Origin of the sequence: Amphibiibacter pelophylacis (assembly GCF_037688875.1) — a bacterium.
Taxonomy (GTDB): Bacteria; Pseudomonadota; Gammaproteobacteria; order Burkholderiales; family Burkholderiaceae_C; genus Amphibiibacter; species Amphibiibacter pelophylacis.
In genome coordinates this window covers 22,349-35,740 of sequence record NZ_JAWDIE010000019.1, presented here as the reverse complement: position 1 = coordinate 35,740, position 13,392 = coordinate 22,349, and the positions used below count along the sequence as shown (strand labels likewise).

The following is a 13,392-nucleotide window of genomic DNA, read 5'->3' as shown; positions in this document are numbered from 1 at the left end:
ATGGCGCTGGAACTGCTCGCCAGCCATGGCTGCTTCGGGGGCCAGCAGCGCTTTTACCGCTTCGATTCCGGCGCCATCGGCCGGCCCATGCGCGTGGGCGTCTACCTGCCGCCGCAGGCGCTGGCGCCCGGCGCTGCGCCGGTGCCCGCCGTGTTTTTTCTGGCCGGGCTGACCTGCAGCGAAGAAACCTTCGCCATCAAGGCCGGGGCGCAGCGCGTGGCGGCCGACCTGGGCCTGGCGCTTGTCACGCCCGACACCAGCCCGCGCGGCGCCGGTGTGCCCGGCGAGGACGCGGACTGGGATTTCGGTCTGGCCGCCGGGTTTTACCTGAACGCCACGCAGGCGCCCTGGGCCACGCACTACCGCATGGAGGATCACATCGTCCACGAGCTGCCCGGCGTGCTGGCGCAGCAGCTTCCGCTCGACGTGGCTCGCCTGGGCCTGTGCGGGCATTCCATGGGCGGGCATGGTGCCCTGACGCTGGCGCTGCGCCATCCAGGGCGTTTTGCGGCGGTGACGGCGCTGGCGCCCATTTGCGCGCCCAGCCAGGTGCCCTGGGGCGAGAAAGCTTTCAGCGGCTATCTGGGCCCGGACCGCAGCGCCTGGACGGCGCACGACGCCAGCGCGCTGATGGCGGCACAGGAGCGCGTGCCGTATCCGGACGGCATCCTGATCGACCAGGGGCTGGACGACAAATTCCTGGCCAGCCAGCTGCGCCCCGAAGTCTTCGAGGCCGCCTGCGCCGCCATCGGCCAGCCGCTCACGCTGCGCCGCCACGCCGGCCAGGACCACGGCTATTTCTTCATCCAGAGCCACATCGAAGACCATCTGCGCTGGCAGGCGCGGGCGCTGAACAGCGGGGCCTGATCCGCGGACATTCATCCCCCCCGGACCAGGGGATGAAGGGCTACAGTTTTTTTGCCGCTGACCGAGAACATCGCCAGGCAGTGACATAAATCACGATTGCTGCCCGGCGCCCTCCGGTCCGGTGGGCCTCATAAACCGTCCCCGAGAGCCCCGAGGTCCGCGATGAACAGCCTGTCATTCAAGAAAATATTCGCCCTGTCCGGCGCCGCGATGGCGCTGATGTTTGCGGGCCAGACCTGGACGAGCTGGCATTCCCAGCAGCTGGAGCATCTGGCGCAGCGCAAAACCGAGGCGCGCCTGCACGCCTACCAGCTGGCCGACACGCTGCGCCAGAGCTCCGATGATCTGACCCGCCTGGCGCGCACCTACGCCGCCAGCGCCAACCCGATGTGGGAAAAGCAGTACAACGAGATTCTGGACATCCGCAACGGCAAGCTGCCGCGCCCGGTGAACTACGAGGGCATTTACTGGGATTACCGCGCCGCCGACGACAGCTACCGCACCGACACGCTGCCGCCGCTGGCGCTGGCTGAGCAGATGAAAGAAGCCGGTTTCACGCCGCAGGAATTCGATCTGATCGCCGAAGCCGCCAGACAGTCCAATGATCTGGTCAACACCGAGGTGGCGGCCTTCAAGATCGTCCAGGGCCTGAGCAACATCGCCGACCCGATGGAGCGCGATACCCAGCAGCTCAAGGCCATCAGCATGCTCAGCGACAGCGCCTATCACGCCAACAAGGCCAAAATCATGAAGCCGCTGGGCGAATTCATGACCCGGCTGGATGCACGCACGCGCGCTGAAGTCGAGGCCGCCGTGGCGTCGGCGCAGATGTGGTCGGGCATCGCCATGGCCACCAATGTGCTGATCCTGCTGGTCATGGGCAGCATCATCGCGCTGGTGCTGCGCCGCCTGCTGACCGTGTTTGCCGATGTGCGCCAAACGGCTTCGGCCATCGCCAGCGGCGATCTCAGCCGCCACATCGACACCACCGGCAAGGACGAGGCGGCCACCGTCAAGATTGAACTGCACCGCATGCAAAGCAGCCTGCGCCGCATGATGGGCGACATGCGTGATGTGAGCGAATCGATCGCCACCGGCTCCAGCGAAATCGCCACGGGCAGCCTGGACCTGTCGCAGCGCACCGAAAACACCGCTGCCAATGTGCAGCAGAGCGTGCAGTCCATCCACGAGCTGGCCCGCTCGCTCACCCAGGGCAACCAGTCGGCCGACCAGGCCCGGCTGCTGGCCAACCAGGCTTACGGTGTGGCGCAAAGCGGCGGCGAAGCGGTGTCGCAGGTGGTCGCGACCATGGAGCAGATCAACGCCAGCTCGCAGCGCATCAGCGACATCATCGGCGTGATCGACGGCATTGCCTTCCAGACCAACATCCTGGCGCTGAACGCCGCTGTTGAAGCCGCCCGGGCGGGCGAGCAGGGACGCGGTTTTGCCGTGGTGGCCGCCGAAGTGCGCAGCCTGGCGCAGCGCAGCGCTGCCGCCGCCAAGGAAATCAAGACCCTGATCAGCGATTCGGTCGAGAAGGTCAACACCGGCAGCACCCAGGTGGCGCGGGCGGGCAGCACCATGAACGAGATCCTGAGCAGCGTGCACCAGGTTTCCACGCTGGTGGCCGAGCTGAGCGGCTCGATTGCTGCGCAGAGCAGCGGCATCAGCCAGATCAGCCAGACCATGGGGATGTTCGATGCCTCCGCGCAGCAGAACGCCGCGCTGGTCGAGGAGAGCAGCGCCGCCGCCGACAGCCTGAGCCAGCAGGCCGCGCGTCTGGCCGAGATGGTCGGGCGCTTCCGCCTGGAGCAGGGCAGTGGCGGACCCCGACCCGCCGACATCGCCCGCCGGGCCATGGAACGCGCCGCCGGGCGCACCTTGCCCGAGACGGCCGAGGCCTGATCAGCGCCGGTTCAGCGCCGGAATGCCCACAGACGGCCCAGCACCCAGGTCTGGCCGGCGACCAGCACCATGGCGGCCAGCAGGGCCGCTGTGTCGCTCCAGCCGATCAGGCGATGCAGCAGCACAAACCAGACCTCGTTGGCCAGCAGGCCCAGCAGGGCGGTGGCGGCAAAGCGCGGCAGGCTGTCTTTTGCCGTCTGCGTGGTGTCGGCGAAGCTCAGGTGGCGGTGGCCCAGGTAGCTGACGGCAAAGGCCACGGCGAAGGCCAGGGCGTTGTGCGTTTCGGGCCAGGCCCAGACGGGCACCGGGCTTCGCCCCGGCGCGGCCAGCGGGCTGCGGCGCAGCAGCGTGAACACGGCCAGATGCGTGGCCGCTGCCCCGGCGCCCACGGCCACAAACCACAGCGCCGAGGCCCGGCGCGCAGCGCTCATCGTGGGCGGGCAGACTGGGGCGGCTGGGGGGCCGCGGCGGGGTCGTGATCCGGGTCCAGCCCCTGACCCACGCGCTCGCGCACGATGAACAGCGGGCGGCGTTTGACCTCGTCATAGATGCGCCCGACGTACTCGGCCAGCAGCCCGATGGACAGCAGCTGCACGCCGCTGAAAAACATCACGGCGGTGGCGATGGTGGCAAAGCCCGGCACGTCCTTGCCGCCGATCAGCACATCCAGCACGATCCACAGGCCGTAGAGCAGCGAAAAAAACGCGAGCAGCAGGCCGCTGACCGTCATCAGGCGCAGCGGCAGGGTCGAGAAAGACATCATCCCCGCCAGCCCCAGCTGCAGCGAACTGTGCCAGTTGAAGCGCGTGACGCCGCTGTGCCGGTCCAGCGGCTGATAGGGCAGGGCGACGGTGCGGTAGCCCACCCAGGCGTAAAGGCCCTTCATGAAGCGGTTGCGCTCGGGCAGGGCGTTCAGCGCGGCGACAACGGTTCTGTCCATCCAGCGGAAATCGCCCGCGTTGGGCGGAATCTGCACCCGCGAGCGCCAGTTGACCAGGCGGTAGAACCAGCCGATCAGGCCAATGTGCAGGCCGCGCTGGTCGTCGCGGCTGGTGCGCACGGCGTAAACCATGTCGGCGCCGGCCTGCCAGTGGCGCAGCATGTCGGGCAGCAGATCGGTGGGGTGCTGGCCGTCGGCGTCCATGATGACGGTGACGTCGCCGCGCGCCTGCTCCAGCCCGGCGCTGATGGCGGCCTCTTTGCCGAAGTTGCGCGACAGCTCCAGCAGAACGCACTGCGGGTGGCTGCGGCACAGTTCGCGCACCACGTCGGCGGTGCCGTCGCGGCTGCCGTCATCGACGATCAGCAGCTCGACCTGCGGCGACAGCGCCAGCAGCGCTTCGAGCACGTGGGGCACGACATGGGGCAGGTTGGCCGCCTCGTTATAGGCGGGCATCACGCAGGTGATGGAGGGCGGGGCAGTGTCACGGGCAGGCATGGCGGCAGCGCGGGGCGCAAGTCAGCGGTGCGGGGATGATAGCGGGTCTGCGTGCTAGCATGGCCCGACAACCCGCAGCCCGGAGGCCTTATGTCCCGCAAAGATGTCCCGCCCGTTGATTACGCCGCCCTGGCGCAGACCCTGACTTTCGATGGCCGCGCCCGCATCGGCGGCCAGGCCGTTGACGCGCTGGACGGCCAGCGCTTCGACTGCCATTCGCCCATCGACGGTCGCCGACTGACCGAAGTGGCCCGCTGCGGCGCCGCCGACATCGATGCCGCCGTGGCCCAGGCCCGCGCCGCTTTCGAGGACGGCCGCTGGGCGCACAAGGCCCCGGCGCAGCGCAAGAAAACGCTGCAGCGCTTTGCCGACCTGGTGCTGGCCCACGCCGACGAGCTCGCCGTGACCGAGACCCTGGACATGGGCAAGCCCGTGCAGTACGCGCGCAGCGTGGATGTGAACGCGACGGCCAACTGCATCCGCTGGTACGCCGAGGCCATCGACAAGGTCTACGACGAGATCGCCCCCACGCCGCGCAACGCGCTGGCCCTGATCCAGCGTGAGCCGCTGGGCGTGGTCGGCGTCATCGTGCCGTGGAACTACCCCATGATCATGGCCGCCTGGAAGATCGCCCCGGCGCTGGCCACAGGCAACAGCGTGGTGCTCAAGCCCTCCGAAAAATCGCCGCTGACCGCGCTGCGCCTGGCCGATCTGGCGTTGCAGGCGGGGGTGCCCGAAGGCGTTTTCCAGGTTGTGCCCGGCTTCGGCCCCGAGGCGGGCAGCCCGCTGGCGCTGCACATGGATGTGGACGCCATCGCCTTCACCGGCTCGACCCGCGTGGGCAAGCAGATTCACGTCATGGCGGGGCAGAGCAACCTCAAGCGCGCCTGGACCGAGCTGGGCGGCAAATCGCCCAACATCGTCTTCGCCGACTGTCCGGATCTGGACACCGCTGTCGCGGCTTCGGTGGGCAGCCTGTTCTTCAACCAGGGCGAAAGCTGCAATGCGCCGTCGCGCCTTTTTGTGGAGGCCAGCATCCGCGAGGCTTTTCTGGAAAAAGCGCTGGCGCTGCTGCCGCAGTACGCGCCCGCCAACCCGCTGCTGCCCGGCACCGAGCTGGGCGCGCTGGTCGACGAGACCCAGACCCAGACCGTGCTGCGCTACATCGATTCCGGCCTGCGCGAAGGCGCGAAGCTGCTGGCGGGCGGCGAGCGCGTGCTGCAGTCCACCGGCGGCTGCTATGTGCAGCCCACGATCTTCGACGGCGTGACCAGCGCCATGACCATCGCCCGCGAGGAAATCTTCGGCCCCGTCCTCTCGGTGCTGACTTTTGACGACGCCCGCGAGGTCGTGCGCCAGGCCAACCAGAGCGATTACGGCCTGCAGGCGGCGGTCTGGACGCGCGACCTGAACAAGGCCCACGGCGTCGCCCGCGCCCTGCGTGCAGGCACCGTGCACGTCAACCAGTACGACAGCGACGACATCACCGTGCCCTTCGGCGGCTTCCGCCAGAGCGGCATCGGCCGCGACAAATCGCTGCACGCCCTCGAGAAATACACCGAGCTGAAAACCACCTGGATCCGGATTGACAGCCCGGTGTGAAGCGGCGATGCTGCGCCTGAACCCGCTATGACAAGGATGCCGCGATGAAAACCATGTCCACCCGTGACGCCGAAACCCATTTTGGCCAGCTGCTGGATATGGCCCAGCGCGAACCGGTGCTTGTGACCCGTGACAACAGGCCGGTGGGCATCCTGATTTCTATGGAGGATGCGGCAGGTTCCCTGATTGGCGATCTGTACATGGACAAAGAATCCGGGCATGACGCCTGGCTGAGTGCCAAGGTCAGCGGTACTCTGGATCGGCTTGAAGCGGGCGAGACGGCGCTGACCCCGCACGCGCAGGTGCTGTCCGCTGTCGATTCGCGCCTCAAGGAAAAGCCACCAGCATCTTCTTGCTGAGCTCCACGTCATGGAGATCCAGTGGACCGACGAAGCGCTGGATGATCTTGCCAGCATCGTCAGCTGGTTTCGTGCCCGGGCCAGCGAGCGCACGGCCGACGCAGTTCTTCATCGCATTGTGGAACAGGTCAAAGGGCTGGCCGTTTTCCCCGAAAGGATCAGGGCCAGTGACAGGGTACCCGGTGCGCGTGAACTGCTGGTCCATCGTCTGCCTTACATTGTTTTCGTCAGAATCCGCGCCGAATCCATCGTGGTCCTTAACGTGGTTCATACCGCCCGGAAATTCCCGCCCGCTCAGTGACCCTGCCCCACACCCTCCACCACCAGACTCCCGCCCCCGAGGTTGACTGCCACCTGCGCGCCCAGTCGGGCCTGAGCCCCAAAACGCCTGAGGCGGCGCGCCCGGGGCTGGCCAATACCCTGTTCGCGGTGCAGGTGCTGCAGAGTGAAACGCCCATCGGCATGGCGTTTGTGGCTCAAGGCCGGGGGTGATTTCTCCGCTGTGTTACCGTTAAGCGTCACAAGGCACAAGGAGACCCCATCATGGCATGGAGCACGTACACCCTGTGGGCCATTGCGGCCGGTGTCGCGGTGGCGCTCGAGCTGCTGACCGGCACCTTTTACCTGCTGATGCTGGCACTGGGCCTGGTGGCCGGGGCGCTGGTGGCGCTGGCCGGGGCGGGCATGACGGCACAGATGCTGGTGGCGGCGGCCGTGGCCATCCTTGCCGTGGGCCTGTGTCACACGCTGCGCCGTCGCTCGCGGGCCGGGCGGGGCGCCACGGCCTTGGGCCTGCTGGATGTCGGCGAGGTGATTCAGGTCGACGACTGGCGCAGCGGTGACGAAGCGCTGGTGCGCTATCGCGGCGCCACCTGGCGCGCCCAGCCGCATCCGGGTCACAAGGTACGGCCGTTGCAGCCCGGCGCCTGGCGCGTTGCTGCGCTGCAGGGCAATACGTTGCTGCTGCAGCCTGCGACCGACCGGTCTGCGCCGCTGGCCTGATCCCCCGTTACCGCCGTTACTGTTGTCTCCGCTTCAAGGAAAACCCCATGGAATTTGCTCTCGTTCTGGTCGTTGTGGCCATTATTTTCGTCATCCAGTCGCTCAAGGTCGTGCCGCAGCAGAGCGCGTGGGTGATCGAGCGCCTGGGCAAGTACGCGGGCACGCTGGGCCCGGGGCTGAACGTGATCGTGCCCTTCATCGACCGTGTGGCCTACAAGCACAGCCTGAAGGAGATCCCGCTGGATGTCCCCAGCCAGGTCTGCATCACGCGCGACAACACGCAGCTCCAGGTGGACGGCATCCTTTACTTCCAGGTGACCGACCCCATGCGCGCCAGCTACGGCTCGTCCAACTACATCATGGCGATTTCGCAGCTGGCGCAGACCTCGCTGCGCAGCGTCATCGGCAAGCTGGAACTCGACAAGACCTTCGAAGAGCGCGACATCATCAACGCGCAGGTGGTGCAGGCGATTGACGAGGCCGCGCTGAACTGGGGCGTGAAGGTGCTGCGCTACGAAATCAAGGATCTGACGCCGCCCGAGGCCATCCTGCGCGCCATGCAGTCGCAGATCACCGCCGAGCGCGAAAAGCGCGCCTTGATCGCCGCGTCCGAAGGCCGCCGCCAGGAGCAGATCAACATCGCCACCGGCGAGCGCGAGGCCTTCATCGCCCGCTCTGAGGGCGAAAAGCAGGCCGCCATCAACAACGCGCAGGGCGAAGCGGCCTCGATCACCGCCGTGGCCGACGCCACTGCAGCGGCCATCGAGCGCATCGCCATCGCCATCCGCCAGCCCGGCGGCGAGCAGGCGGTGCAGCTGAAAGTGGCCGAAAAAGCCGTCGAAGCCTACAGCCGCGTGGCGTCCGACGCCAGGACCACGCTGATCGTGCCCAGCCAGATGGGCGAGGTCTCGTCGCTGATCGCGTCGGCCATGCAGATGGTCGCCGTGGGACGGACCAGCGACCCGGGCGATACAATACAGCGTAAGTAAATGGCAGTACCAAGGAGTTACGCACATGTTCCGCATCGAAGTCCAGCCCGCCGGGTTGACGTTTGAATCCGCCCCCGAAGACACTTTGCTGCATTCAGCCCAGCTCGCCCGGGTGGGTCTGCCCTATGGCTGCCAGGACGGCGCCTGTGGCTCGTGCAAATGCAAGGTGCTGTCCGGTCAGGTCGAACAGGGCCCGCACCAGAGCAGCGCCCTGTCGGCGCAGGAAGAGGCCGAGGGCTGGATCCTGAGCTGCACCTCGCGCGCGCGCAGCGATGTCGTCCTGGAGGCACGCATTGTCGCGGGCCTGGCCGACTACCCGGTCAGCAAAATGCCGGTGCGCGTGCAGGCCCTGGAGCGCCTGGCCGACGACGTCATGCGCGTGCGCCTGCAGCTGCCGGCCACCAGCCCCTTCCGCTTCCGTGCGGGGCAGTACGTGGACGTGCTGCTGCGCAACGGCGACCGCCGCAGCTACTCCATGGCCAGCGCCCCGCACGATCTGGGCGAACCGGCGGCAGTCGATTTCCACATCCGCCACCTGCCCGGCGGCGCGTTCACCGACCACGTTTTTGGTGCCATGAAAGAGCGTCAAATCCAGCGCATCGAAGGCCCGCTGGGCACTTTCTTTCTCCGCGACGACAGCAGCAAGCCGATGATTTTCCTGGGGTCCGGCACCGGCTTCGCCCCGCTCAAGGCCATGCTGGACGACTGGGCGCACAAGGCGCAGACCGCCGAGGCGGGCGCTCCCGCACAGCGCCCTGTCACGCTCTACTGGGGCGGACGCCGCCTGTCCGATCTCTATATGCACGACTGGTGCGAGCAGTTTGCGGCCAACAACCCGCTGATGCGCTACGTGCCCGTGCTCAGCGACAGCGCCCCGGAGGGCTGGAAGGGCCGCACCGGCTTTGTCCACCATGCCGTGATGGCCGATTTCCCCGACCTCTCCGCCCACGAGGTCTACGCCTGCGGCGTGCCCATCATGGTCGATTCCGCCCGCGCCGACTTCACCGCAAAGTGCGGCCTGCCCGCCGACGCGTTCTATGCCGACAGCTTTGTGTCGGAGGCGGACAAGGCGAAGGGCTGAGGGCGCGTGAAGGCCGACTCAGTTCGCTGACGGCCTGACAGTATCAGCCAACCCTCTGTTGGCCTTCACGTCCAACCATCGTCAGACATGCACCGCCGCCCGCCGGTTGGGGAACTCCAGGCTGGCGGTCTGCAGGGTGTTGCGGCCGCTGGATTTGGCCTCTGCGAGCGCTGAGTCGGCGGCGGCCAGCAGCTGGGACAGCTCGCTGCCGGGGCGGGGGATGGCGCAGGCCAGGCCGATGCTGACCGTGACGCAGGCGTCCACCGTGCTGGCATCGTGCGGGATGGCCTGGTCGCGCAGGGCCTGCTGGGCGCGCTGCAGCAGCGCCTGCGCCGGCGCCAAAGCCTGGTCGGGCAGCACCATGACGAAGGCTTCGCCACTGTAACGGGCGACAAAACCGCCCGGTGGGCTGTCGGTTTTCAGTGTGGCCTCGAGCACCTGGCCCACCTGGCGCAGGCAGTCGTCGCCACTGAGGTGGCCATAGTGGTCGTTGTAGGCCTTGAGCTGATCCACATCGATCAGCGCTACGGACATCGGCGTGCTGGTGCGCTGGCCGCGTCCCCAGGCGCCCTGCGCCGTCACGTCGAAATAGCGGCGGCTGGACAGGCCGGTCAACGGGTCGGTGGTGTGCAGGCGCTCGGGGTAGTCCGGCACGCTGTCGCTGTCCGGTCGAGCCGCCAGCGTGAGCTCCTGGTGCAGGCCCAGGTAACCCCCGCCACTCAGGTATTTGGTGCTGATGCTCATCTTGCGGCCGTCGGCCAGGCGGCACACGCGCCGCACCGGGCGGTCGCTGCCTTCGGCGTAGATGTAAGCATCAATCTGGGACTGGATCCACTCGTCTTCGTGGCCTGTCGCCTGCGGGAAAATCCGCCGCCGCAGGCCCGCGCGCAGCAGATCTTCCAGCCGCACTCCGGGACGCAGCTGGTCGGAGAGCGCCGGGTAAAACTCGGTCATCTGGGCGTTGGCCATCAGCAGGCGCTGCTGGCCGTCGTACAGCGCCACGCCGCCGGGCAGGGCGTTGATGACTTCCTGCAGCATCTGCTGCGTGCGCCGCAGGCCGTCCTTGAGCTGCTGCAGTGCCTCCTGCTGGCGGACTTCCGGGGTGACTTCCACGCGCAACTGCGCCAGGCTGCCGTCGCTGCCCTGCTTCTGGCGCAGGCGCACCCAGCGGCCGTCAGCCAGCGGCTGGAGCAGGTCGGAGCCGCTGCCCTGCGGCCGGTCCAGTGCCATGGGCCGCACGCTGGGGTTTTCGGCTTCGCCATTGAGCCGCGTCTGGCGCACGATGTCCTGCAGCAGCTGGCCGGGCTGCATGTAGGGCGCCGAGCGGGGGAAGAGTTCGCGGTGGCGCTGGTTGCACAGCAGCAGGCGCTCCTGCGCGTCGTAGATGACCAGCGCCTCAGGCAGGCGGTCCAGCGCGGCCATGACGTGGGCGTGCTCGGCGCGCAGGCGCTCCAGTTCGTCAGTGCTGCTGTTTTCCTGCTGGATCAGGCTGTCGCGCCAGATCCGTTCGCGGCGGCGGCTGCTGTGTCCAGCCAGCAGCAGCAGGCCCAGACCTGCGGCGCCCATGAGTTTCATCAGCGGAGGGTCGTTCCACAGCATCGGCAGCAGCAGCAGACCGGCCAGCACGCACAGCAGCAGCGGGCTGCGCCAGCGGGGCAGACGGGGCGACTGGGGTGGGAGTTCTTCCATGAACGGCATGTTAATCGCGGCTTTGCAACACGCACAGAGTCCGGGTGTGGCACAAGTCACGACTGGCGCCAGTGCGGATCAGCGCGGCGCTAACAGAGCCAGCAGCTGGCGCCGCCACAGGCGCAGCCAGACGCTCCGGGCCCGCCGCGACGGGCTCTGCGGCACACCATAGCGCCAGGCGTCGAGCTGCGCCACATGCGCCTGAATGGCGCGCTGACGCTCGGGCGCCAGGCCCTGCGCCGCCGCCTGCAGGCGCTGGCCGAGCTGCAGCGGCGTGAGTGCGGCGGGCGAGGCCTGTGCCGCCTCAGGCGGCAGATGGCCGCGGCGGCTCAGATCCTGCACCAGCGTGGCCATGAAGCGCTGCCACGGGCTGCGCGGATCGCGCCGCTGGCGCAGCCACAGCACGGCGCTGGCGATCAGGGCCAGCAGGCTCACGCTCAGGGCCAGTGTCTGCCCCGGGTCCAGCGGCCAGTCTGAGCCGGAAAAAAGTTCTTCCTGGCGGTCGCGGTCGTAGCCCAGCACCCACTGGTTCCAGCGGTTGTTCAGCGTCTCCCAGCCCCGGCGGGCGTCCCAGCCCAGCGCCTGCAGCCGCGGCAGCCAGCCCGGCGCGTGGCGCTGCATGAAATCGCCAAACGGCGAAGGCGCATCCAGCGCGATGCCCTGCGCGATGCGGTCGGGCGCTACGGCGGCCGTCGGGTCCACGCGCACCCAGCCGATTTCCGGGTGCCAGTACTCGACCCAGGCGTGGGCGTTGCTCTGGCGCACCACCCAGTAGCCGTCCTGGGGGACCGGGTCGGCGCCCTGGTAGCCGGTGACGATGCGCGCCGGGATGCCCATGGCGCGCAGCACGATCACGGTGGCGGCGGCGTAATGCTCGCAAAAGCCCTCGCGGCGGTCGAACCAGAAGGCGTCGATGGGGTTGCTGCGGTAGACGCCGGGCGTCAGCGTGTAGCGGAACTGGCCGTGGCGGATCCAGGACAGCACCGCCTGGACCAGGGTGAAGGGGTGACGCACCATGGGCGGATCGAGCTGCTGCGCCGGATCGTCGGCGCCGCCAAAGGCGTCGGCGTCGGCGTCCAGGCGCGGGTCCAGGCGACGGCGCAGGTCGTGGGCCCAGGCGATGGTGCGCTCGTTGCCCGGCGGCAGCTGCAGGTTGGCGCGCAGCAGCGCGGGCCAGACCGGGGCCGGGCGGGCTTCGTCGCTGCCGGTGGGCGCCAGGCCGGGCAGACCGAAGGGGCCGATCTGCACGGCCGGCCAGGTCATCACCTCGAGGCGCTGGCGCTGGCGAATGGGCTGGTCGGTCTGCCAGGACAGATCGGGCAGCAGGCGGGCGCTGCCTTCACGCTCGCCCTCAGTCAGGGGCAGGCGGGCGGCGCGCAGCTCGGCCGGGGTGCTCTGCCAGGGCGCGCTGCCGTCGTCTTCAGCCAGACCGGGCGGCAGGGCGGGATCGGGCTGGGGCGTGGCCGGGCTGGGGTGCGTGCCCAGCAAGGACTGCGACAGCTTCAGCGGCAGGCTCAGCTCGGGCAGGGCCAGCAGCGTGCCCTGGCTGGGCTCGACGGTGATCTCCAGGCGCTGCGGCGCCTGCATCAGGCGCAGGCCTGCGCTGTCGGCACCGACCAGGGCCGAAAAGCGGCTGCTGCTGTCCGGGGTCCAGGTGCGACCGTCGAAGTGGCTCAGGGTCGGGCCGCGCAGGTAGAGCGTTTTGGGATCGACCGGCACGGTGCGGCCGTCCGGGCCGGGCAGGGGACGGATGCGCAGCGCGATGCTGCTGTCCTGCGCCAGCTGGCCCATGTCGCCAAAGCGCAGCTCCTGAGACAGGCCGGTGCGCGCGATCTGCGCGTCGGGCATGCCCCACAGCGGCCCGATGCGCGGAAACAGCACAAAGGCCGCCGCTGCCATCGGCGCTCCCAGCGCCAGCAGCCGCAGCGCCTGGCCCAGCGCAGCCAGCAGCGGCGGACGGCCCACCGGCCGGTGGGCCAGCACCAGCGCTGTCAGCAGTCCCGCCAGCGAGACCAGCATGCTGGCCAGCGCCAGCAGCGACTGCGACTGGATGAAGCCCGCAATCACCAGGAAAAAGCCCAGCAGGCACAGCACCCAGGTGTCGCGCCGGGCACGCATCTCCAGTGTTTTGAGCGCCATCAGCAGCACCAGCAGGGTGACCAGGGCGCCCTGGCCCAGCAGCGGGCGCTCGGTGGCTGCGATGGCGCCCGCCCCGGCCACGGCAACAGCCAGTACGGCCCAGCGCGGCGGCAATGCGCGCAGCGCCAGTACCGTCCACAGCCGCCAGCCCCACAGCACGGCGACCAGCGCGGCACACCACAGCGGGATCTCGCCCAGCAGCGGCAGCAGGATCTGGCCGCAGATGGCCAGCAGCAGCAGCGTGTCGCGCGCCTCGCGCGGCAGATCGCGCAGCCGCTCGGACAGGGGACGCGACGCTTCGACGGGGCGGGGCAAAGCCAT

The 13,392-nt window shown here is 68.7% G+C and carries 13 protein-coding genes; 9 read left to right on the top strand and 4 right to left on the bottom strand.

The window, feature by feature from the left end; genetic code table 11:
- Together fghA and RV045_RS11665 are read left to right on the top strand one after the other, a co-directional pair.
- A complete protein-coding gene (fghA, locus tag RV045_RS11670) occupies window positions 1–867 on the top strand; it encodes an S-formylglutathione hydrolase (protein WP_423235967.1) in 867 nt (288 codons plus the stop codon).
- Between the two features lie 162 nt (window positions 868–1,029).
- Window positions 1,030–2,772 carry a methyl-accepting chemotaxis protein gene (locus RV045_RS11665; protein ID WP_423235966.1) on the top strand — a complete coding sequence of 581 codons (1,743 nt, stop codon included), beginning with the start codon at window positions 1,030–1,032 and terminating at the stop codon, window positions 2,770–2,772.
- A gap of 11 nt (window positions 2,773–2,783) precedes the next feature.
- Here the strand turns inward: RV045_RS11665 and RV045_RS11660 are convergent, their stop codons facing one another.
- Entirely contained in the window at window positions 2,784–3,203 is a 420-nt protein-coding gene (locus RV045_RS11660) for a GtrA family protein (RefSeq protein ID WP_423235965.1), read from the bottom strand.
- The gene (locus RV045_RS11655) at window positions 3,200–4,210 is read right to left on the bottom strand and encodes a glycosyltransferase family 2 protein (protein ID WP_423235964.1); all 1,011 of its coding nucleotides are present in this window, start codon (window positions 4,208–4,210) and stop codon (window positions 3,200–3,202) included. The genes RV045_RS11660 and RV045_RS11655 overlap by 4 nt, the downstream gene beginning before the upstream one ends.
- 90 nt (window positions 4,211–4,300) lie before the next feature.
- Here RV045_RS11655 and RV045_RS11650 point away from each other — a divergent pair, with 90 nt between their 5' ends.
- From RV045_RS11650 to RV045_RS11620, 7 genes are read left to right on the top strand one after another with little or no spacing between them, the layout of a single operon-like run.
- Window positions 4,301–5,812 (top strand): aldehyde dehydrogenase, encoded by a 1,512-nt coding sequence (locus tag RV045_RS11650; RefSeq protein WP_423235963.1) that lies wholly within the window; start codon window positions 4,301–4,303, stop codon window positions 5,810–5,812.
- Between the two features lie 44 nt (window positions 5,813–5,856).
- A complete protein-coding gene (locus RV045_RS11645) occupies window positions 5,857–6,171 on the top strand; it encodes a type II toxin-antitoxin system Phd/YefM family antitoxin (protein WP_423235962.1) in 315 nt (104 codons plus the stop codon).
- A 10-nt stretch (window positions 6,172–6,181) separates the two neighbouring features.
- On the top strand, window positions 6,182–6,472 hold the full coding sequence (locus RV045_RS11640) for a type II toxin-antitoxin system RelE/ParE family toxin (protein ID WP_423235961.1): 291 nt from the start codon (window positions 6,182–6,184) through the stop codon (window positions 6,470–6,472).
- On the top strand, window positions 6,469–6,663 hold the full coding sequence (locus RV045_RS11635) for a hypothetical protein (protein ID WP_423235960.1): 195 nt from the start codon (window positions 6,469–6,471) through the stop codon (window positions 6,661–6,663). Before RV045_RS11640 ends, RV045_RS11635 begins: the two co-directional genes overlap by 4 nt.
- 51 nt (window positions 6,664–6,714) lie before the next feature.
- The gene (locus tag RV045_RS11630) at window positions 6,715–7,173 is read left to right on the top strand and encodes an NfeD family protein (protein WP_423235959.1); all 459 of its coding nucleotides are present in this window, start codon (window positions 6,715–6,717) and stop codon (window positions 7,171–7,173) included.
- A gap of 47 nt (window positions 7,174–7,220) precedes the next feature.
- A complete protein-coding gene (locus RV045_RS11625; protein WP_423235958.1) occupies window positions 7,221–8,162 on the top strand; it encodes an SPFH domain-containing protein in 942 nt (313 codons plus the stop codon).
- Window positions 8,163–8,187: 25 nt separating this feature from the next.
- A complete protein-coding gene (locus RV045_RS11620) occupies window positions 8,188–9,243 on the top strand; it encodes a CDP-6-deoxy-delta-3,4-glucoseen reductase (protein WP_423235957.1) in 1,056 nt (351 codons plus the stop codon).
- An 81-nt stretch (window positions 9,244–9,324) separates the two neighbouring features.
- Here the strand turns inward: RV045_RS11620 and RV045_RS11615 are convergent, their stop codons facing one another.
- Both RV045_RS11615 and RV045_RS11610 read right to left on the bottom strand, forming a co-directional pair.
- Window positions 9,325–10,932 carry a GGDEF domain-containing protein gene (locus RV045_RS11615; protein WP_423235956.1) on the bottom strand — a complete coding sequence of 536 codons (1,608 nt, stop codon included), beginning with the start codon at window positions 10,930–10,932 and terminating at the stop codon, window positions 9,325–9,327.
- A 78-nt stretch (window positions 10,933–11,010) separates the two neighbouring features.
- Window positions 11,011–13,392, bottom strand: coding sequence for a transglutaminaseTgpA domain-containing protein (locus RV045_RS11610; protein ID WP_423235955.1), 2,382 nt, complete (start codon window positions 13,390–13,392; stop codon window positions 11,011–11,013).